This window comes from Allobosea vaviloviae (assembly GCF_001298265.1).
Classification (GTDB): Bacteria; Pseudomonadota; Alphaproteobacteria; order Rhizobiales; family Beijerinckiaceae; genus Allobosea; species Allobosea vaviloviae_B.
Map to the genome: position 1 here is coordinate 142141 of NZ_LGSZ01000031.1, position 20409 is coordinate 162549.

The 20409-nt window shown below is 67.2% G+C and carries 20 protein-coding genes and 1 pseudogene; 3 read left to right on the plus strand and 18 right to left on the minus strand.

The window, feature by feature from the left end; translation table 11 throughout:
• Positions 1–24 precede the first annotated feature (24 nt).
• Complete coding sequence (locus AE618_RS09475; protein ID WP_054208805.1) at positions 25–1365, minus strand: OmpP1/FadL family transporter; 1341 nt, start codon at positions 1363–1365, stop codon at positions 25–27.
• 417 nt (positions 1366–1782) lie between these two features.
• Between AE618_RS09475 and AE618_RS09480 the strand changes: the two genes are divergently transcribed.
• The gene (locus tag AE618_RS09480; RefSeq protein ID WP_054208806.1) at positions 1783–2631 is read left to right on the plus strand and encodes a fumarylacetoacetate hydrolase family protein; all 849 of its coding nucleotides are present in this window, start codon (positions 1783–1785) and stop codon (positions 2629–2631) included.
• Between the two features lie 78 nt (positions 2632–2709).
• Here AE618_RS09480 and argC read toward each other — a convergent pair whose 3' ends face one another.
• From argC to AE618_RS09550, 14 genes are all read right to left on the minus strand, one after another.
• A complete protein-coding gene (gene argC / locus AE618_RS09485; protein WP_054208807.1) occupies positions 2710–3645 on the minus strand; it encodes an N-acetyl-gamma-glutamyl-phosphate reductase in 936 nt (311 codons plus the stop codon).
• A 262-nt stretch (positions 3646–3907) separates the two neighbouring features.
• A complete protein-coding gene (speB, locus tag AE618_RS09490) occupies positions 3908–4864 on the minus strand; it encodes an agmatinase (protein ID WP_054208808.1) in 957 nt (318 codons plus the stop codon).
• Between the two features lie 15 nt (positions 4865–4879).
• Positions 4880–5161 (minus strand): hypothetical protein, encoded by a 282-nt coding sequence (locus tag AE618_RS09495; RefSeq protein ID WP_054208809.1) that lies wholly within the window; start codon positions 5159–5161, stop codon positions 4880–4882.
• Positions 5162–5291: 130 nt separating this feature from the next.
• A complete protein-coding gene (gene tatC / locus AE618_RS09500; protein ID WP_054208810.1) occupies positions 5292–6116 on the minus strand; it encodes a twin-arginine translocase subunit TatC in 825 nt (274 codons plus the stop codon).
• Positions 6113–6646, minus strand: a complete 534-nt coding sequence (gene tatB / locus AE618_RS09505) for a Sec-independent protein translocase protein TatB (RefSeq protein WP_054208811.1) — start codon at positions 6644–6646, stop codon at positions 6113–6115. The genes tatC and tatB overlap by 4 nt, the downstream gene beginning before the upstream one ends.
• Before the next feature lie 46 nt (positions 6647–6692).
• The gene (locus AE618_RS09510) at positions 6693–6932 is read right to left on the minus strand and encodes a twin-arginine translocase TatA/TatE family subunit (RefSeq protein ID WP_054208812.1); all 240 of its coding nucleotides are present in this window, start codon (positions 6930–6932) and stop codon (positions 6693–6695) included.
• Positions 6933–6998: 66 nt separating this feature from the next.
• Positions 6999–8129: an ABC transporter ATP-binding protein gene (locus tag AE618_RS09515; RefSeq protein ID WP_082365142.1), complete on the minus strand. Its 1131-nt coding sequence runs from the start codon at positions 8127–8129 to the stop codon at positions 6999–7001.
• A 31-nt stretch (positions 8130–8160) separates the two neighbouring features.
• Positions 8161–8856 carry an SMC-Scp complex subunit ScpB gene (gene scpB, locus AE618_RS09520; protein WP_054208894.1) on the minus strand — a complete coding sequence of 232 codons (696 nt, stop codon included), beginning with the start codon at positions 8854–8856 and terminating at the stop codon, positions 8161–8163.
• 8 nt (positions 8857–8864) lie between these two features.
• The gene (locus AE618_RS09525) at positions 8865–9695 is read right to left on the minus strand and encodes a segregation and condensation protein A (RefSeq protein WP_054208813.1); all 831 of its coding nucleotides are present in this window, start codon (positions 9693–9695) and stop codon (positions 8865–8867) included.
• A 58-nt stretch (positions 9696–9753) separates the two neighbouring features.
• Positions 9754–10764 (minus strand): beta-N-acetylhexosaminidase, encoded by a 1011-nt coding sequence (gene nagZ / locus AE618_RS09530; RefSeq protein ID WP_054208814.1) that lies wholly within the window; start codon positions 10762–10764, stop codon positions 9754–9756.
• 133 nt (positions 10765–10897) lie between these two features.
• Entirely contained in the window at positions 10898–11992 is a 1095-nt protein-coding gene (locus AE618_RS09535; protein WP_054208815.1) for a TRAP transporter substrate-binding protein, read from the minus strand.
• Positions 11993–12250: 258 nt separating this feature from the next.
• Positions 12251–13987, minus strand: coding sequence for an SPOR domain-containing protein (locus tag AE618_RS09540; RefSeq protein WP_054208816.1), 1737 nt, complete (start codon positions 13985–13987; stop codon positions 12251–12253).
• Positions 13988–14085: 98 nt separating this feature from the next.
• Complete coding sequence (argS, locus tag AE618_RS09545) at positions 14086–15849, minus strand: arginine--tRNA ligase (protein ID WP_054208817.1); 1764 nt, start codon at positions 15847–15849, stop codon at positions 14086–14088.
• A 55-nt stretch (positions 15850–15904) separates the two neighbouring features.
• Complete coding sequence (locus AE618_RS09550) at positions 15905–17140, minus strand: deoxyguanosinetriphosphate triphosphohydrolase (RefSeq protein WP_054208818.1); 1236 nt, start codon at positions 17138–17140, stop codon at positions 15905–15907.
• A 101-nt stretch (positions 17141–17241) separates the two neighbouring features.
• Between AE618_RS09550 and AE618_RS09555 the strand changes: the two genes are divergently transcribed.
• A complete protein-coding gene (locus AE618_RS09555) occupies positions 17242–17592 on the plus strand; it encodes a HesB/IscA family protein (RefSeq protein ID WP_054208819.1) in 351 nt (116 codons plus the stop codon).
• Between the two features lie 36 nt (positions 17593–17628).
• Here the strand turns inward: AE618_RS09555 and AE618_RS09560 are convergent.
• Positions 17629–18333 (minus strand): annotated as a pseudogene (locus AE618_RS09560) (HPP family protein); the annotation flags it as partial.
• 152 nt (positions 18334–18485) lie between these two features.
• Positions 18486–19100, minus strand: coding sequence for a cold-shock protein (locus AE618_RS09565; protein ID WP_054208821.1), 615 nt, complete (start codon positions 19098–19100; stop codon positions 18486–18488).
• 191 nt (positions 19101–19291) lie between these two features.
• Here AE618_RS09565 and AE618_RS09570 point away from each other — a divergent pair, with 191 nt between their 5' ends.
• Positions 19292–19924, plus strand: a complete 633-nt coding sequence (locus tag AE618_RS09570; RefSeq protein WP_054208822.1) for a LysE family translocator — start codon at positions 19292–19294, stop codon at positions 19922–19924.
• 3 nt (positions 19925–19927) lie between these two features.
• On the opposite strand, the gene AE618_RS09575 is transcribed toward AE618_RS09570, so the two are convergent.
• Positions 19928–20383 (minus strand): DUF3429 domain-containing protein, encoded by a 456-nt coding sequence (locus tag AE618_RS09575; RefSeq protein ID WP_054208823.1) that lies wholly within the window; start codon positions 20381–20383, stop codon positions 19928–19930.
• Between the last annotated feature and the right edge of the window lie 26 nt (positions 20384–20409).

Consider the following 20409-nt stretch of genomic DNA (forward strand, 5'->3'; position numbering starts at 1 on the left):
TCGTATCCTGCGAAGGTCGCGGGTTCAGTACTTCCGCACGACCGGCTGGACCGGAATCGTTTCCGCCGGGTTGTCCCAGCGATAGGTCAGGCCGGCCGACACGATATGAATGTAGGGCTTGGCCTCGGCGGTGTAGAACACGGCCGCCTGCTGCGGATGGGCTCCGGTGTAGTTCACCCGTGCCTTGTTGACGTGGATATAGGTGTAGCCGAGATCGAGCTTCAGCTTGTCGGTGATCTGGTAGCTGCCGCCGGCCGAGAGCCAGAGCCGATCGTTGTCGGAGATGTAGATCGTCCGGTTCTGATCGTTCACAGCCGAGAGCTCGTAGGCAACGCCGGCCCGCAGCGTCAGGTCGCGGTTGTACTTGTATTCGACGCCGGTGCTGAAGAACCAGGAATCGTCATAGACGAAGTTCAGGCTGGGCAAGGCCGCCAGCGGCCCGCCGGTGAGCTCGTTGACCAGCGGGATGCGCCGGAAGCGGCTCCAATTCGTCCACTCCACGCCGAGATGGGCCTGCCACTGGTCGTTGATCACCTGCGACACGCCAAACACCACCGAATCCGGCAGGTTGAGATTCGCCTTGATCGGCACGATGCCGACCGGCGTGCGGAAGGAGCCCTCCAGCGTCTGCCGGATCGACGAGCGATAGGCGAGGCCGATGGTGGTGCCGTCCCGCGGCGTCAGGGTCGCGCCGATGCGGTAGCCGAAATCGATCGTGTCACCCTCGACGATGACGGGTCCGGCCGCCGGAGCGATGCCCGAGGCCGTCTTCAGCTTGGTGTCGAAGTACTGGATCTGCAGCGCGGCACCGACCGAGAACCAGTCATTGACCTTGTAGCCGATCGTCGGCGAGACGTTGATCGTCGTCACCTTGGCCGAGCGGCCATAGACCTGCGCCGCATGCACCTGATTCTCGGGCTTCGAGCGCAGGCCGTAAGGCGCGCCCGTTGTCAGGCCGATCCAGAACCGATCGGTCAGCTGCCAGGCCGAATAGGAGGCCGGGATGCCGGCGCCGTCGCCGCCAAGATTGCCGGTGCCGTTCTGCACCGGGCTCGCCGGGCCGTTGGGGGCGCCCAGACGCGTCGTCGAGGTCGGATCGTAGGACGCATTGGCATTGAGATAGGTGTAGTTCCACTGGCTGTTGCGGCCGGGAAACATCGTGATCGTCGCCGGGTTCCAGGCCATCGATCCCAACCCGATGCCGCCCGAAGCCGCACCCGCATAGGCCATGCCGAGACCCTCGGCACTCTGGCCGCTGCGAATGGCGAAGGAACTCGCCTCCGCCGCGCCAGCGACAAGAAGAGCCGCCACCGAGACTGTGGCAGCAGCGGCAGCTTTGCGAACGATGCCCTTCATCGAATCCATCCCGTCTCTCGTTTCTTAGAGGCTTCAGTGCCCCGCTCGATTGGGAGCATGGCCTGAGCCGTTTGCCGCCGCAATCCCGCCTTCAATGCCTTGATTCCGTCACCGAGAGGGCTCTTTCCGCTAGGGAACTTGCGAAACCGATGGAAATCGGGAGTTTTTCGTGTTGCCGGCTCACACCGCGTCTGAAAAGGATCGTTTATATAAGAACTATCGCGCTTTTTCCGAATTTCGGACCGGCGCTCGGGGACGGTGCACAATTTGCGAGCAGGTAGCTTTCCGGGTGCTCGTTGCATTCCCGCAACAATCGCGTCGGGTGCGGCGTGCAGCGACGCCATGCGCAGGAACAGGCTTGTCTTTCGCGCCGCCATCTTGTCAGGATCGCCCCCCAATTAGATCGTTTGAAACGGGGGAAACGACGTGAAACTGCTACGTTACGGCGCACTGGGCCAGGAAAAACCGGCTCTGCTCGATTCCAAGGGCGCGCTGCGCGACCTCTCGGGCACCATTCCCGATCTCGCCGGAAAGGCCCTGACCGCCGCCTCGCTGGCGAAGATTGGGGCAATCGATCCCGAATCGCTTCCAATCGTTTCGGGCTCGCCGAGGCTGGGTGCCTGCGTCGGCGATGTGCGCAACTTCATCGCGGTCGGGCTGAACTTCGCCGACCACGCCGCCGAGACCGGCGCCGAGATCCCCAAGGAGCCGATTCTCTTCAACAAGGCCCCCAACTGCATCGTCGGCCCCAATGACGACGTCATCATCCCCAAGGGCTCGGTGAAGACGGACTGGGAGGTCGAGCTGGCGATCGTCATCGGCGACGGCGGCTCCTACATCCCCGAAGACAAGGCGATGGCTGCGATCGCCGGCTTCTGCGTCTGCAACGACGTCTCTGAGCGCGAGTTCCAGATCGAGCGTGGCGGGCAATGGGCCAAGGGCAAGGGCTGCCCGACCTTCGGGCCGCTCGGCCCCTGGCTCGTCACCACCGACGAGATCAAGGACATCCAGAACCTCGGCATGTGGCTCGAGATCGACGGCGAGCGCGTCCAGAACGGTTCGACCAAGACGATGATCTTCGGCGCTGCCTATCTCGTCCACTACATCAGCCAGTTCATGCGGCTGGATCCGGGCGATGTCATCACCACCGGCACGCCTCCTGGCGTCGGCCTGGGCTTCAAGCCGCCGCGCTTCCTCAAGGGCGGCGAGGTCGTGACACTCGGCATCGAGGGCCTGGGCGAGCAAAAGCAGAATTTCGTCGCCTACAAGGGCTGACGACGCTCCCCGCCGGGAACAAAAAAAGGGCCGCGCAAGCGGCCCTTTTCTTATGATCTGAGAGTTTTCTCACGAGGCTCAGGCCTCCGCCAGCCCCAGCATCAGCCGGATATTCTGCACGGCTGCGCCTGAAGCGCCCTTGCCGAGATTGTCGAGCTTGGCGACGAGAACCGCCTGCTTGAGCGTGTCGTCGCCGAAGACGCGCAATTCCAGCTTGTTGGTGTCGTTCAGTGATTCCGGTTCCAGCTTGCCACCCGCCTTACCCGCCGGCACGACGCTGACATAGGTCGAGCCGGCATAGTGCTCCGCCAGCGCATCCTGCAGATCGGCCGCCTTCGGCTTGCCGGGCAGCAGGTCGAGATGCAGCGGGATCGAGACCAGCATGCCCTGCCGGAAATTGCCGACCGAGGGCACGAAGATCGGCCGCCGCGTCAGCCGCGCATATTCCTGCAACTCCGGCAGATGCTTGTGGTGCAGGCCCAGTCCGTACAGTTCGAAAGCCGGTGCCGTGCCGGCCTCATAGGCCTCGATCATGCTCTTGCCGCCGCCGGAATAGCCCGACACCGCGTTGACGGTAATCGGATGATCCTGTGCCAGCAGGCCGGCATCGACCAGCGGCCGCAGCAGAGCGATGCCGCCGGTCGGATAGCAGCCGGGGTTCGAAACGCGGTTGGCATTGGCGATCTTGGCGGCATGGCCTGGCGCGAGTTCGGCAAAGCCATAGACCCAGCCAGGCGCGACGCGGTGCGCGGTGGCCGCATCGACGATCTTGGGCGCGCCGTCGCCGAGTTCGTCGGCGAGCGCCACCGATTCCTTTGCGGCATCGTCGGGCAGGCAAAGCACGACGAGATCGACGCCCGCCATCATCTCCTTGCGGGCGGCCGGGTCCTTGCGCTTCTCGGGCGCGATGCTCTTCACGGTGAGCTCGGGCACAGCCGCGAGCCGGTCGCGGATACCGAGGCCCGTGGTGCCGGCCTCGCCGTCGATGAAGATGGATTTCAGGTTCTGGCTCATCTGGACCCCCGATGGGTGCGAAAGCGAAGAGTTTCGTCGGCTTCAGACATAAAAAAACCGCGCTCGGGGCGCGGTCGCGGACATTCGGTTACAAAGCCGAGCGTCATCGCGGTCGCGCGGGGGCGGCCGGGACAATGCGACGTCGGGACAGGTTCATGGTCATGAGCTGGATATGATGGAGCTTGGGCCTGCTGTCAATCGCACGCCGTCATTCTCGGGCGCCGCGATGCGGCAACAGGATCCCGCGCCCTCCCCCCTTGATTCAGGCAGCCTTCCTCAGCGCCAGCCCCTGGATGTAGTGCTGGACGATGGCCGAGCCCGCGATCGCGGTCGCGTCGGCGTGGTCGTAGGGCGGCGACACCTCGACGATGTCCATACCGCGAAAATCGAGATCGCGGACGCCCCAGACCATGCCTAGCGCCTGAGCGGAACTGAGCCCGCCGGCGACCGGCGTGCCCGTGCCGGGCGCGAAGGCGGGATCGAGCGCGTCGATGTCGAAGGTGAGATAAGCCGGCCCTGCCCCGACGCGCTCCCTGATGCGCGCGACCGTGCCGGCGACGCCGAGTTCATGCGCGCCATAGGCGTCGAGCACCTCGATGCCGCAGTCGCGCGGCGCGACCGTGCGCAGCCCGATCTGGATCGAGCGCTCGGTGTCGATCAGACCCTCGCGCACCGCCTCCAGCACGAAGGAGCCGTGGCTGATCGCCCCGACGCCATCGTCCCAGGTGTCCTGATGGGCGTCGAACTGGACCAGCGCCAGCCGGCCGTGGAGGGCGACATGGGCGCGCAGCAAGGGCAGCGTGATGAAATGGTCGCCGCCGAGCGTCACGAGATGGGCGCCCGAGGCAAGGATGCCGGCCGCCTCATGTTCGATCGCCCGCGCGCAGCCCTGCAGATCGCCGCGCGGCAGCAGGCAGTCGCCGTAGTCGACAGCGCTCAGCCGCTCAAACGGGTCGATGCGAGAGGGATACTGCGCGTCGCCATCGAAGATCGCGCTGGCGCGACGCAGCGCCTGCGGTCCGAAACGCGTGCCCGGACGGTTCGAGACGGCGAGATCGAAGGGCACGCCCCAGATCACCAGATCGCAGCCCGAGACATCCTTTGAGTAGCGCCGCCGCATGAAGGAGAGCGCGCCCGCATAGGTCGGGTCCTGGGCCGGCCCTCGCCTGTCGCCGGTGAAGGCGTGGTCGATCGGCGGCGTGTCGGCGGGCTCGGTCATGTTGGGATCCGTGGGTCAGCGGCGGGCGCTGGCGAGCCAGACATACAGGCACCACGGCAGGATCAAGGCGAGGCCCGACAGCACCAGCCGCAACGTCGTCCAGGCGACCGGGTTTTGCAATGCGCGGCCGTCGAGCTCCGGCACGCCATGGATCAGCCCGAGCGCGGCGGCCGGCGCAAGAAAGATCACCAGCGCAGTGCCGATCCGGCGGCAGCGCGGCAGGTCACGTCTCGCCAGCGCGATCAGGGCCGGCACGGCGATCATGCCGAAAGAGATGAGGACAAGAAGGACGCGCATGAGATTCCATCCGGAGGCTTGGGCTTGGCAGTTGGCTCAATGCGCCGACTGATCGACCAACGGGTGATACCGCCTTCAGGAGCAGGCATTCGCGGGCCTGCCCATCTTCACAAATGCCCTGGCTCCAGCCCTACTCGCTCGCCGCATCAGCCGCGTCGTCAGCCGCCCGCTTGGCAGCGCGCTTCTTCTCGACATGGCGCACCGAGAACACCGACAGCTCGTAGAGCAGCAGCATCGGCACCGCGAGCATGAGCTGCGAGATCACGTCTGGCGGGGTCAGCACGGCGGCAATCACGAAGACGAAGACGATGGCGTAGCGGCGCTTGTCCTTCAGGAACGCCGAATCGATAATGCCCGCTTGGCCGAGCAGGGTCAGGATCACCGGCAGCTGGAACGAGATGCCGAAAGCGAAGATCAGCGTCATGATCAGCGAGAGATATTCGCTGACCTTGGCGACGAGAACGATGCTCGCCTGCGTCTCGGTCCCGACCTGCTGCATGCCGAGCGAGAATTTCATCAGCACCGGCATGGCGAAGAAGAACACCAGGGCAGCGCCGGCAACGAAGAAGATCGGCGTCGCCGCGAGATAGGGCGCAAACGCCGCCCGCTCGTTCTTGTAGAGACCCGGCGCGACGAACTTGTAGATCTGCGTCGCAATCACAGGGAAGGCGAAGAAGCCGGCGCCGAAAGCCGCGATCTTGATATGCGTGAACAGCAGTTCGAGCGGCGCGGTATATTGCAGCGGCGCGTTGATGCCCGACCCGGCAGCCCAGATATAAGGCTGCAGCAGCAGATTGTAGATCTGCGTCGAAAACGCGTAGCAGACGAAGAACATCACCAGAAAGGCGATCAGCGACTTGATCAGCCGGGCCCGCAGTTCGATCAAATGGTCGATCAGCGGTGCGCGCGAGGCCTCGATCTCGTCCTCGCCGTCACGTGGATTGGCGACGCTCATGCCGCGCTCCCTTCGTCGGGCTCGGCTGCGGCCGCCTTGCGCTTGCGCGGCGCCTTGGCCGGCGCGGGTTCGGGCGATGCGGGCTCTTCTGTGGCCTGGACCGGCGCCGCCTTGCGCACACGCTTCGGCTTGGGCTCAGGCGATGGCTCGACGGGCGCAGCGACGTCTGCCGGGCCGATCTCGACCGGCGGCAGCGGCTCGGGCAAGGGGATCGCGGCCAGCTTGGCCTCGGCCTCCTTCAGCGCCGCATCGTCGAGCCCGGCCGAGGCCGGCATCTCGATCGGCTTGAAGTCGGTGTTCAGCGAACTCGAAACGGAACCGCCGACATCCTCGACCTGCTTCTTCAGGTCGTGGAGTTCGGCCTCGCGCATCGCGTCGTTGAACTGTCCCTGGAACTCGGAGGCCATGCGGCGAATCTTGCCGACGGCCTGGCCGACTGTGCGCAGGGCTTTCGGCAGATCCTTGGGGCCGATCACGACGAGCGCGACCGCCCCGATCAGCATGAATTCGCTCCAGGCGATGTCGAACATCGACGGCTCGTCCTCTCAACCTCTCGCTAAAGCGAGCGGCTCGGCCTCAGGCCTTGGTCTCGGCCTTGGCCGGAGCGGGATTGGTGGCCTGCGCGTCGATGATCTTGGGATCGACGGGGGTCGTAGCGCTCGGCGGCGGCGGGGTGTCATCCTCCGCCATGCCCTTCTTGAAGGATTTGATGCCCTTGGCCACGTCGCCCATCAGCTCGGAAACCTTGCCGCGCCCGAACAGCAGCATCACGATGACGCCGACGACGATCCAGTGCCAGATACTGACGCCACCCATGGCGAACTCCCTCGATGCAAGTGCTGCCGGGGGATTGCACCCCGGACCAAGCTGTTGCGGCGGAACCTATGTGGACCCTGCGGGGAACACAAGAACTTCGTCGGTGGGAATATCGAGCCCGACATCGTCGCCCTCCGCGATAAGGCCCGCCAGCGAGGCACGCACCGAGAGCAGCCGCTCGAAGCCGTCGACCGCGATCAGCAGGTGATCGACCTCGCCCAGAAACCGCCGGCTCACCAAACGGCCCGGCAGGCAGAAGCCCTTCGGAACGACCCGGATCGCATGGGGCCTGATGCAGGCGACCGCCTCGCAGCCCTCTGGCAGCCCTCGCGCGGGGAAGCGCCCGAACGGAGTCTCCACCGCCCCGCGCAGGACCCTGCCGTGAACCTCGGTAAAATCGCAGAAGAACCGGGCGGCAAAGAGACTGCCCGGATTGCGGTAGAGCGACTCGCCGGTGCCGATCTGGACGATCTCGCCGGCACGCATCAGCACGATCCGGTCGGCGATGCGCATCGCGTCCTCGGGATCATGCGTCACGATGATCGAGGTCGCACCGGTTTCCTGAAGCAGGGCGGCCGTTTCGTCGCGGACCACGTCGCGCAGGCGCCGGTCGAGATTGGAGAACGGCTCGTCCATGAGCAGGACGCCCGGCCGCGGCGCGACGGCGCGCGCGAGCGCGACGCGCTGCTGCTCGCCGCCCGACAGCATGTGCGGATAGGACTCGGCCAGGTCGGCAAGCCCCACGCGGGCGATCGCCCTCAGCGCCGTCGCATCGGCCGAAGCTTCGCTCTCGCCGCGTCGGTTCAGCCCGAAGCGGACATTCTCGCGCACGGTGAGGTGCGGAAACAGCGCGTAATCCTGAAAGACCAGGCCGACGCCGCGCTGCTCGGGCTCGACGAAGGAGCCTTGCGACGAAACGTCCCGCCCTTCCAGCAGCACGCGGCCGGCGCTCGGCCGCTCGACCCCCGCAGCCAGCCGCAGCAGTGTCGTCTTGCCGCAGCCGGACTGGCCGAGCAGGGCGACGATCTCGCCGGGCTCGATCGCAAGCGACACGTTCTTCAGCGCCGTGACCGCGCCGAAACGCTGGGTGACGCCGTCGAAGCCGAGCGCCATCGGGATGGCCGCACCCGCCGTGCCGCGCCGGCCCCAGTTCAACCAGCGCGATTTGGTCTCGTTGACGGCCAAAGACTGCTCCATGACGACAGGCGGCTGGAACCAGCGCCCCGCCCTACCCGTCCGCCCCATGCGGCCCGCCGTCGCCGTCGTCAAGCGGCGTGAACAGGTCGCCGAGCGGGTCCTCATCGGCGCGCAGGTCCGGATCATCGTCGGGAACAGGTACCGTGAGGTCGCGCGTCAGGCGCCCTTCGATGAAGCCGGACCCCTTCAATTCCTCGAGACCCGGCAGATCGTCGATGCGGTCGAGCCCGAAATGGTCGAGGAAACCCGGCGTCGTCCCGAAGGTGACGGGTCGCCCGGGCGAACGGCGCCGGCCGCGCAGCCGGACCCAGCCGGCCTCCAGCAGGATGTCGAGCGTACCCTTGGCGGTGGCGACGCCGCGGATCTCCTCGATCTCGGCGCGCGTCACCGGCTGGTGATAGGCGATGATCGCCAGCACCTCGAGCGCCGCCCGCGACAGTTTGCGCGGCGGCTCGGCCTCGGCCGCCAGGAGATAACTGAGATCGGGCGCCGTGCGGAAGGCGTAGCCGCCCGCGACCTGGCGCAGATTGACCCCGCGCGGCTCGTAGAGCGCACCCAACCGAGCCAGGACCTGCTGGATATCGATCCCCGACGGCACGGAGCGCGCGAGCTCCTCGGCCGAGAGCGGCATGACGGAGGCAAACAGCAGCGCCTCGACCACCCGGGTCGCCTGCGCGAAGACCTCCGCGCCGCCGCCATCCTCGTCCTCCTCGAAAGGCTCGGTCATCGCGACGCTCATGAGGCGTCCCGGCTCGCCAGCGGCAGCACCGGCGGTCGAGCCGAGCGGCGCCGCAGGTAAAGCGGCGCGAAGGCATCGTCCTGCCGCAAATCGAGCACGCCCTCCTTGACCATCTCCAGCATGGCCGACAGCGCCGAGGCCCGCACCGTCGTCCGCATGTCGCGCTCGGGCAGGCCATGCGACGCCATGTAGCGCGTAAGATAGGGGTCGATCTCCATCCAGTCGCCGGCCTCGCCGACCAGCCGCTGCAAGGCCTCGCGCGCCTCGACGAGCGACCAGACAACGCGGTGACCGACCGAGATATGGCCCTGCACGCGCTTCTGGCGCTGCTGAGCATAGGCTGACAGGAGGTCGTAAAGCTCGGCCTCCCAGACCGGCCGCGCGCCGGCGACGATCGCCTCGGGCGCGCCGCGCGCGAACACGTCCTGCCCCAGGCGCTCGCGCGAGGCGAGCTTGCGCGCCGCCGCCCGGATCGCCTCCAGCCGGCGCAGCCGCAGCGCGAGAGCGGTGGCGAGATCGGCCGCGCTCGGCTCCTCGCCCTTGGGGGGCTCCGGCAGCAGCAGGCGTGATTTGAGATAGGCCAGCCAGGCCGCCATCACCAGATAATCGGCCGCGAGTTCGAGCCGCAGCGCCCTCGCCTGCTCGACGAAGACGAGATACTGCTCCGCCAGCGCCAGGATCGAGATCTTGTGCAGATCGACCTTCTGCCGCCGGGCGAGATCGAGCAGCAGGTCGAGCGGCCCCTCATAGCCGTCGACATCGACCATCAGCGCCGGCCCGTCGTCGCGGCGCGGGCCGTCATCCTCGAATGGCAGTTGCGCCGCCATGCCCTGCCGCCCCCTCTCACTCACGCGAAGGACGCATGAGCGCCGCAGGTTCCGCTGTTCAGGCGCTCAAGGCAAGCGCGCTCGCGAGCTGGGCGCGCGCGCCGTCCACATCGAGCGGCTCGGGCTCGTGCCGGATGCGCGCGAGCGCCATCGCGGCGCGTCTTGCACGCGCGCCCTTCATCTCCGGCACGGCGCCGGCGACCGCGACCATCTCGTCCATGATGCCGTGGCAATGCAGCACGACGTCGACCCCGGCGCGGATCGCGGCACGGGACTTTTCGGCGAATCCGCCAGACAGTGCCTTCATCGAGATGTCGTCGGTCATGATCAGCCCGTCATAGCCGAGCTCGCCGCGCATGATCCCCTGCACCACCTTGCGCGACACCGTCGCCGGGTGCTTTGGATCGATGTCGGTGAAGACGACATGCGCCGTCATCGCCAGCGGCATGTCGGCGAGGTGCCGGAAGGGCCGGAAATCATGGGCCCGCAGCGCGTCCAGCGAGGCCTCGACGACAGGCAGATCGTGATGGCTGTCGGCCCGCGCCCGGCCATGACCAGGCATGTGCTTGATCACCGGCAGCACGCCGCCGGCCAGCAGCCCCTCGGCCGCGGCCCGCCCGAGCCGCGCCACCATGTCGGGCTCATGCGCATAGGCGCGGTCGCCGATGACGTCGTGGCTGCCGGCGACGGGCACGTCGAGCACCGGCAGGCAGTCGACGTCGATGCCCACAGCCTTGAGATCATGCGCCATCAGGCGGGCCGAGAGCCTGACGATCTCGCGCTGCTGCACGGGATCGTTGATCCCGAGGAAGGCGCGGGCGGGCGGATATTTCGGCCAGTGCGGCGGGCCCATGCGCTGAACCCGGCCACCCTCCTGGTCGATCAGGATCGGCGCGTGCCAGCCGACGCTCTCGCGCATTTGTGCCGTCAGCGCCGCGACCTGCGCCGGGCTTTCCGTGTTGCGCTTGAACAGGATGAAGCCCCAGGGCCGCGCATCCCCGAAGAAGGCGCGCTCGTCCTGGGTCAGGCTCGTGCCGAGGCAGCCGGCGATGAAGGCGCGTGAGGTCATGGCACTGGGTTAGGAAGCGGCACGGGGGCGGTCAAGCGCCCCGTCATTGCGAGGAGCGAAGCGACGAAGCAATCCAGGGGCGTCGAGCGTATCGCTCTGGATTGCTTCGCTGCGCTCGCAATGACGATCGGCTTCAGCGCATCTGCGCCGACATCTGGGCGTTGAAGGCGTCGAAGGGCAGCTCGGCGATGCGGAACCAGAGGTTTTCCTTCTTCCAGTACGGCAGGAAGGAATCGTAGAAGGCCTTGAAGTTCGGGTTCGAGGCGGCAAGCTCCGCATAGAGCGCATAGGCCTCCTTGAACGCCGCCAGCATCACCTCCTGCGGGAAGGGCCGCAGCTCCGCGCCGGTACCGGCGAGGCGCACCAGCGCATCGGGATTGCCGTGGTCGTACTTCGCGACGCACAGCGCGTTCGCCTCGGCGCAGGCCGCTTCCACGATAGCCTTGTAGGAGGCCGGCAGCGCGTTCCACTTCTCAAGGTTCACCAGGAAGGAAACGTTGGCGTTCCCCTCCCAGAAGCCGGGATAGTAGTAGTATTTCGCGACCTTCTGGAAGCCGAGCTTCTCGTCGTCGAGCGGGCCGGAGAACTCGACTGCATCGAGCGTGCCGCGCTCCAGCGCCGGATAGATGTCGCCCCCTGCGATCTGCTGCGGCACGACGCCGAGCTTGGCCATGATCTGCCCGCCCATGCCGGCGATGCGCATTTTCAGGCCCTTCAGATCCTCCAGCGACTTGATCTCCTTGCGGAACCAGCCGCCCATCTGCGCGCCGGTGTTGCCGGACGGGATGGTGTGGATGTTGAACTTCTGCATGAAGGCCCGGCAGAGCTCGAGCCCGCCGCCGGAATAGAGCCAGGCATTCTGCTGGCGGGTGTTGAAGCCGAAGGGCAGCGAGGTCTCGAAGGCGAAGGCCGGATCCTTGCCGATATAGAAGCTCGACAGGGTGTGGCTGCATTCCACCGTGCCGTTCTGAACGGCGTCGAGCGCCTGGAGGCCCGGCACGATCTCGCCCGGTGCGAAGACCTGGATCTGGAAATTGCCGTCCGTCGCCTCGGCGACGCGCTTGGCGACCTGGGTCGACAGGCCAAACAGCGTATCGAGGCTCTTCGGGTAGCTCGAGGTCAGGCGCCAGGAGACCTTGGGCTGGCCCTGCGCGATGGCGGGCGCGGCGATCAGGGCGCTGCCGGCAGCGCCGGTTGCGGCTGTCTTGACGAAATTGCGGCGATCCATGGTCATCCTCCGGGTGTTCTTATGGTCTTCAGCCGCAGCCTCGCGAGAGGCACGTGCGACTCTGCCGCCGCGCTCATCGCACGAAACCGGTTCGGGAACCATCGACCGTGTCGCCGGGATGCATTGCGCCAGACGCCAACGAAAAACCGGCGACGCAGGGCGCCGCCGGTTCGAAGGGTCAGAAGGTGCTCGCGATCCGGGCGGCTGGTGCTGCCCGGATCGGCTGGCCGTCAGTTCCTGGCCATCATCTCTCGGTCTTCAATTCTTGGCGATGAAGCACTGCCCGCCCGCCGATTGCAGCGCAGTGCACATCGTCGTGGCGTCGTCGCGCGAATACGGCCCGACACGGAGGCGGTAGACCGTCTTGCCGCCTGCGAGTTCGGTCTTGCGGACGATCGGCGCCTGACCAGCGAGCTGCTCGGGATATTTGCGCTGGAGTGCTGCGAAGGTCGCACGCGCCTCCGATTCGCTGCCGGGCGCACCAAGCTGCACCACGAAATCGCCGGTTCCGCTGCGAATGGCGGCGGTCGCGGGCGCGGGAGCAGCAGGGGTCTGCGCGGCGGGGGCGGCGGCGATGCGCAGCGGAGCGGATGGCGTCGTCGCCGGAGCCGGCGTCGCGGCGCGCTCCTGCACCTTGGCCGGTTCCTGCACCTGCACATTGTTGGGGCGCGGGCGAGGCTGCGTCGTGGTCGACGTCGTCGACGTGTCGGCCGGGACGATCGCACTCGGCCGGGCCGGCGGTGCCGAGCCCGTGGACAGTGGCGCCGCGGCGCCCGTGTAGGTCGCCGAGCTGTTTGCAGCCGGCGCGGGCGTGCCATCGGGCCGGATCGAGACGGTGCGCACCCGGCGCGGCTCGCCGAGTCCAGGCACCGGCGGAACCGGAGTCAGAGCGGGCTCGGACGGCACCGCATCACGTGAGACGGCAGCCGGCGCCTGCGACAGCGCATTGGCCGCGGGGGTCGTCGCGACGCCCGAGCCCGGCCCCGGCAGCACGACCCGCGCCGGCAGCGAGCGCGCCGCCTGCTGGACGTCGACCGGCTGCTCCTCGCGGCTCACCACCTTGGTCTGCCCGACCGGCGCGTCGCCAGGGCGTTCATAGATCTGCTTGTTCTGATTGGGGATATCGGCCCCGCCGGGATTGGTCGGCTCGACCTTGGTCGGCCCGGTGGCGGCGCTGATGGTCGGAGGCTGGCCGTCCGAACGCGTCGTCGTGCCGCGCAGCGACATCGCAGCACCGACGCCGACGACACCGACCACGATCAAGGCTGCCGCGGCATAGAGTCCCTTGCGCGAGCGGCGCGGCTCCAGATCCGGCATGTCCTCGTCCGCCGGAAGGCCCGCCGCCTGCTGCGCGTCATAGGCGCCCTGCTGATCATCATACGCATAGGGCTCGCGCGCCTCGTCGAGATCGCGCGGCGCGGGAACCTGCCCCGGCACAGCGACGGGTCGCGCATAGCCCTGCGGCGAGGGCCGCTCGAAGCTCTGATCGTCATGTTCGTACTGTTGGGGCACGTAGTCCTGCCCCGCATAGGCATGCCCTGCGGAGTCCTGCCCCGCATAGTCCTGGCCGAAATGCGGCTCGGCTCGGGCCGGCGCAGCGTCTGCGGGCGCCGAGGTCGGCCGCGCCGCATCGGTGCGGCGCAGCAGCGCCTCGAATTCATCCAGCGCGCCACGCAGTTCGGCTGGCGGCGGCGACTGCTCGGCAACCACCTGCAACTGCTGGACCGGATCGAAGGACGGCTCCTGACGCGAAGGCTCCACGGGGCGCGCATGAGCCTGAGTCTGCCACGCCGCCGGCACCCGCTGGGTGAGCGCCGCCTGGCCGCCCCGATGACCGAAGATGTCCTTCAGCGGATCACCCTGATCGACGATGCGCGTCAGTTCGGCCAGCGGATCGACCGCCTGCCCCGACTTGGGCGCCTGACCGGCACTGCGAAGCTGGCGCTCGAGATCTTCGAGATCGAGGGCAAAACGGTTTCTAGCTGGCTCACTCATGGCATGATCCATTCCAGCACAGACCGACGACACGAATGGAACGCCCAACGCGCCGCGCGGTCAATCTGACCTTGTGTGCACCGAGGGCCAGCCGGCCATCAGCGCATCTCGTCCGGCGCCGCAACGCCTGCGACAGCCAGACCGGAAGCAAGGACGCTGCGCACAGCATGCACAAACGCCAACCTCGCCAAAGTCGACTCTCGATCAGTTTGATTAACGAACCGTAATTGCGGCGAGTCTTTGCCCTTGTTCCACAGCGAATGGAATGCGCTTGCCAGCTCGTGCACGAAGAAGGCCACGCGATGTGGCTCATGCGCGGCCGCCGCGCTTTCGATGACGCGCGGATAGGACGCGATCAACTTGACGATACCCACTTCAGCTTCGTCGGTGAGGCGGGCAAGGTCCGCGCCCGCCAGCGCGGCCGGCGCAAGGTCGAGATCGGGGAACGCCTCGCGCGCCTGCCGGAAGATCGAGGCGCAGCGCGCATGCGCGTACTGGACGTAGAAAACGGGATTGTCCTTCGACTGCTCGACCACCTTCGCGAGATCGAAGTCGAGCGTCGCGTCGTTCTTGCGGAAGATCATCATGAAGCGCACCGCATCGCGGCCGACCTCGTCGATGACCTCGCGCAGCGTGACGAAATCGCCCGAGCGCTTCGACATCTTCACCGGCTCGCCGTTGCGCAGGAGCTTGACGAGTTGGCAGAGCTTGACGTCGAGCGCGCCCTTTTCATGGGTCACCGCCTTCACCGCCGCCTGCATGCGCTTGACGTAGCCGCCATGGTCGGCGCCCCAGACGTCGATCATCTGCGCGTAGCCGCGCGCGAATTTCGAGCCGTGATAGGCGATGTCGTTGGCGAAATAGGTGTAGCTGCCATCCGATTTCAACAGCGGCCGATCGACGTCGTCGCCGAAGCGCGTGGCCCGGAACAGCGTCTGCTCGCGATCCTCCCAGTCCTCGTCCTTCTGGCCCTTGGGCGGCGGCAGCCGGCCCTCATAGACAAGATCGCGGGCGCGCAGATCCTTGATCGTCCGATGCACGGCGTTGTCGCCGCCGTCCCGGCCCTGCAGTGAGCGCTCCGAGAAGAAGACGTCGTGGACGACGCCGAGCGCGGCGAGATCGTCGCGGATCATCGCCATCATACCGTCGATCGCGACACTGCGGACGAGCGGCAGCCACTCGGCTTCGGGCTTGGACAGCAGCGCCTCGCCATGGGCCTGCGCCAGCGTCTCGCCGACGGAGACGAGATAGTCGCCGGGATAGAGCCCTTCGGGAATCGTGATCGTCTGGCCCAGCGCCTCGCGGTAGCGCAGGAAGGCGGAGCGAGCGAGCACATCGACCTGCGCGCCGGCATCGTTGATGTAGTATTCGCGCGCCACGTCATGGCCGGCGAAGGCAAGGATGTTCGCGAGCGAATCGCCGAACACGGCGCCGCGGCCATGGCCGACATGCATCGGCCCGGTCGGGTTGGCCGAGACATATTCGACATTGACCTTCGGCTCGGGCTTGTCTGCACCGCGGCCGTAGTCCTGCCCGCGCTCGACGGCGTCCTTCAGGATCGCGGTGAAGACGGCCGGCTGCAGCGTCAGGTTGATGAAGCCCGGCCCCGCGATCTCCGCCTTGACGATCTCGGCGTCCTTGACCAGCTCCTCGACCAGCAATGCGGCCAGCGCGCGCGGATTGGTGCCGGCCTCCTTGGCGAGCACCATCGCGGCATTGGTGGCGAGATCGCCATGGGCGGCGTCGCGCGTCGGCTCGACCACGACACGCCCGAGATCGAGCCCCGCAGGCAGGGAGCCGCGTGCGGCGAGCGCCGAAAGCGCGGTGGCGACGCGGGCGGAATAGGTCTCGAACAGGTTCATGGCGGCCAATATCTGCTGCAAAACGCAGGTTCTGGAAGATCGGGAGCGCCCGGCCCTATCGCAGCGAGGGGGTCGCGTCAAACAGGCGGCGATGCTCGTCGAGCGCGTACCAGTCGGTCATCCCGGCGATATAGTCGGCGATTCGGCGGGCCCGGCGGGGGCTGTCGAGGTTGCCGCAGCCCGCAGCCCAGTCGGGAGGCATCAGGTCGGGATCGGCGCTGAAGCGCCCGAACAGGTCCGTCACCACCTGCGCCGCATCCGCGCGGATCGGCGCGATCCGGGCATGGCGGTACATGTTGGGATAGAGGAAGGACTTGATCTCGCGGTCGGCGGTCTCGATCGCCTCCGGAAAGGCGACGACCGGCCCGCGCGCGCGCCTGATGGCATCGGCATCCCTCGGCGCCAACTCTTCCAGCCTCGCTTGCGACTCCGCGATGACGCCCTCGACGAAGCGGGTGATCACCCGCCGCACCAGCTCGTTGGTGGCACGCGTCGTCTCGAGCCCTGGATGCAATCGGTCGATCTCGTCGAGCAGTTCGGCGAGGAAGGGCACCGCGCGCAGATCAGACAGCCCGAACAATCCAGCCCGCAGACCATCGTCGATGTCGTGGGCGTTGTAGGCGATGTCGTCGGCGAGCGCTGCCGCCTGCGCTTCGGCCGAGGCGTAGCTGTCCAGCCAGAGATCCTGCTTCGCCTGGTATTCGACGATCGCAGCCGGAATGCCGCTCGTGGCATAGCGCTCGGTCGGCGTCCCGTCGGGAAACAGCAAAGGGCCGTTGTGCTTGACCAGCCCCTCCAGCGTCTCCCAGGTCAGGTTCAAACCGTCGAAGCCGGCATAGCGCCGCTCCAGCCGCGTGACGATCCGCAGCGTCTGGGCGTTGTGGTCGAAGCCGCCGAGGCCCGCCATGCAGGCGTCGAGCGCATCCTCCCCGGTATGGCCGAAAGGCGTGTGGCCGAGGTCGTGCGCCAGCGCCAGTGCCTCGGCCAGGTCCTCATCGAGCCCCAGCGCCCGCGCCAGAGCCCGCGCGATCTGCGCCACCTCGATCGTATGCGTCAGCCTTGTGCGGAAATGGTCGCCCTCATGCGAGACGAAGACCTGCGTCTTGTGCTTCAGCCGGCGGAAGGCGGTCGAATGGATGATCCGATCGCGGTCGCGCTGGAACGGGTTGCGCGTCGGCGAGGCCGGCTCGACGACCAGACGCCCGCGGCTCGTCGCGGTGCGGCAGGCGTAAGGCGCCCGCCAGCGGTCGCCCGGCTCGCGCCCGCCTTCGGCGTCGTGTCGATGCGGCATGGCTGATCCGTTACCGGCTCCTGCTTGTCGGAGCGCTGTGCTGCCATTACCTTCGTGGTCAACTCAGGTGCAAGGAGCTTCTGCTCCGGGAGATCGCCAGAATGTCCATCGAGCTTGCGGTCAATCCGCGCGGGATCGCCGTCACCGACAAGGCTGCGACCCGCATTCTCTCCGTGATGGCCAAGGAAGCGCCGGGCTCGATGCTGCGTGTCAGCGTTGCAGGCGGCGGCTGCTCCGGCTTCCAGTACATCTTCGACGTCGACCATGAGAAGGCTCCGGGCGATCTCGTGATCGAGCGCGACGGTGCCACCGTGCTGATCGACGAGACCTCGCTTGACCTGCTCGAAGGCTGCACGATCGATTTCGTCGACGACCTTGTCGGGCAATCTTTCAAGATCACCAATCCCAACGCGACCTCGTCCTGCGGCTGCGGAACATCCTTCGCGCTGTAGGAGCCGATACCGGCAGCGTCAGGAAAGAGGCGCCTGCCTGCGTGCGGCATTGGCCTCGGCATAGCGAAGCAGTCGGTCGAGGTCCTCGCGGCTGATATCGAGCGTCTCGCCCATCTGCGCCACCGCTGCGTCGATATCCGTCGGGTTGAAGGCGGCGGCGGGGCCAGCCTCATCGACGGCGGCCGGAGCCGGCGCACGATGCGGATAGGACCGTCTCGACAGCGCGTGGAAGGCCATCCCCAGCGCGACCAGCGACAGCGAGTTCAGGGCCACCGGCACCAGCGGGAACATCGCGCCCCATTTCGCGACAATGGGGCTGCCGAGCGCCGCCGTCAGCGCGACCGCCCCACCGGGCGGATGCAGCGACCGGGTCAGCGACATCACCGCGATGGCAAGCGCGACCGCGCAGGCGGCCGCGAGCGTGGCGTCGGGAATCGCCCAGGCGGCGGCGAGCCCGACGAAGGCCGAAATGGTGTTGCCGCCGATCACCGGCCAGGGCTGCGCCAGCGGACTGGCGGGGACCGCGAACACCAACACCGCCGAGGCACCGATCGGCGCGGCGAGCAGGGGCGAGTGCAGCGAAAAGGCAAAGCCGGCCGCAGTCGCTGTCAGCGCAACCGCCACGAAGGCTCCAGCGCAGGCGATCGAACGTTCGCCGAGAGTGGCCCCGGCAAGGATCGGTCTGAAAAGCTTCACTGGGTCCTGCGAGCTGAACGGATCAGATGCCCATACAATAAGCATCGTGCTCAGTTTAACGCCACAACTGGAATCATGTACACCACGGCCATGGTGTGCAGCGATGCGGCCGGCGCATGCGGGCGAAAGGAACCTGGCCTGCAAAAGAAAAAGGCGCCGTTCCCGGCGCCTTCCTGATTCCGCAGTGGCCGCTCGGCTCAATGAGAGCTGGCGACCCCGCCCTGCTCCAGCCGGATCTCGGCGGCCATCAGGCCCTTCGGCCCGGGTCCGTAGCGCACCAGCACGACCTGGCCGGGGATCAGCTCGACCAGACCATAGCGCCGCATGGTCTCCATATGGACGAAGACATCGGGCGCATTCTCGCCGGCCGAGACGAAGCCGAAACCGCGCAGGCGGTTGAACCACTTCACCGTCATCCGCTCCAGCCCGCTCGTCGGCGTGACCTGGACATTGGTGCGTGCCAGCGGCATCTCGGCGGGGTGGCGCGCCGCGCTGGTGTCGATCGACAGCACGCGGATCGCCTGGCGCCCGCGTGGCTTCTCGATCGCCTCCAAGACGATATGGGCACCCTCGGCGATGGCATTGAAGCCGTCGCGCTTCAGGATGGTGACATGGACGAGGACATCGGCACCGCCATCCTCGGGAACGACGAAGCCGTAACCCTTGCTGACGTCGAACCATTTGACATGGCCGCTGACCTCGACCCCGGCATCGACTCCGAGCCCGTCATGGTCGTCGAGCCGCATCACGCGATTGAGCGACTGGATCGGTCCCACCTGTCTTCGCCCGCCCTCACCGAACTCGTCGGACATCTGCCACCCACCCCCGCCGAAAATGGCTTGATTCGTGGTGTCACGATACCATTGCTGGGGAGTCGCGATACAGCCGGCTTTACGTCATCCACATCCGCGATCAGGGAATTGCGCGGTGTAGAGCTATTTTGCGTTCCGCCGAATCGTGCCTGGCTTCTGCAGGCGCGACACAGACGCCACTGGAGGATGTGATGCCCGATCTCGCAACGCTGGCGCTGTTTGCGGCCGCCTGCGCGGTCCTGACCGCGACGCCCGGCCCCGACATGCTGCTGATCGCCTCGCGCAGCCTGAGCCAGGGCCGCATCGCGGGCTTCATGACCTATCTCGGCATCGCGGCCGGCAGCTATCTCCAGGCCTTCGCGGCGGCCTTCGGCCTGTCTCAGCTCTTCCTGCTGGTGCCGGCCGCCTATGATGTCCTGCGGTTTTGCGGTGCGGCCTATCTGGCCTGGCTGGCCTGGACGACCTTGCGGGCAAAGGCGCCGTTGTTTGCGCCCAATTCGGGCCAGCCTCGGGTGCCGATGCGCCGCATCGTCCTGCAAGGGCTGCTGACGAACCTTCTGAACCCGAAGATGGCGCTGTTCATGCTGGCGCTGCTGCCGCAGTTCCTGAAACCCGAAGCAGGCTCGGTTGCGCTGCAGGTCATGGTACTGGCGACGATCCTGAACGGGACGGGCCTGATCGCCAACGGCCTGGTCATCCTGACCGCGAGCCGGCTCGGCCACGCGCTCGCCGCGCGCCCTCATCTGGCGCGCTGGCCGCAAAAGCTGATGGGGGTTGTTTTCGGGGCGCTGGCGGTGAGGCTGGCCGTGGCTTCGCGGGATTGATCCTCAGGCCGAGGCCGCAGCGACGCCCAGCAGCTCCGCGACAGCCCCCGACAGGCCCAGCCGCAAGCGACCATACCACTCCGGCGCGACCTCGCGGCAATAGAGGCCGTAATCCATCAGCCCCAGCAGGATGAACGCGGCGCAGAGCGTCCACAATGCGAGCGTCGGCGCGAGGAGGGCTGCGCCCCAGCCGACAAGCGCCGGCACAACGGCAATGGCATAGTCCCGCCGCGCCTGGCTGTCGTCCTCATAGCCGAGCGCGATGCCCCAGCGCACGCCGCCGAGGAAGGACAGGATCGCCACGCCATAGACGATGAGCGCCTGGGTCAGGCGCGCGCCCCCGCCGACGACCGGCAGCGTCAGCCCGGCCGCCAGCCCGACGGTGCAGGCCATGAAAGGGATGATCCCGGCGGCGCCCAGCACGAGGGCGGCAGTCGGGATGGTTTTCTCTCGGGACATGAATGGCCTTCGACGGGTCTGCGGAC